Origin of the sequence: Erwinia aeris (assembly GCF_041224955.1) — a bacterium.
GTDB classification, from domain to species: Bacteria; Pseudomonadota; Gammaproteobacteria; order Enterobacterales; family Enterobacteriaceae; genus Erwinia; species Erwinia aeris.
Window position 1 is genome coordinate 1 of sequence record NZ_JBGFFX010000033.1, and the last position, 389, is coordinate 389.

General features: G+C 41.1%; 1 protein-coding gene. It reads left to right on the forward strand.

What is annotated here, in order from left to right; translation table 11 throughout:
• Window positions 1-389: Tli4 family immunity protein (locus AB6T85_RS23710; RefSeq protein WP_502092374.1), on the forward strand; the 389-nt coding region annotated here is incomplete at both ends.

Consider the following 389-nt stretch of genomic DNA (forward strand, 5'->3'; position numbering starts at 1 on the left):
AAAATGACCCGCAAAACGCTCCGTTTATAAAAGAAAAGATCCTGCTTCCTGAAGGTAAAGGCGTTATTTTTGACAGGAACATTTCGGGAGAGGACGATCTTGGCAGGGTTTTAGAGGCTCATGTGTATGTTAATATGACAGCTTTTATTATTACCGCTGAAATACTTGATTTGTCAGATATCAAGTATTTAAAAAGGAAAAATACATATATTAAGGCAGGTTTTACTGAAGCTCAGATGAATGAAAAACCAGCCAGGCTGGCTGCACTACAGTCGCTGATATCGCGCTTAAGCGGCAGAAAGGATGAAGAGATCCCGAAAGAGAAAGGCGTGTGTATTCCGAACGCGTTTATCAGGGACGATGGCGCTAAACACATTGAAAAAATCACC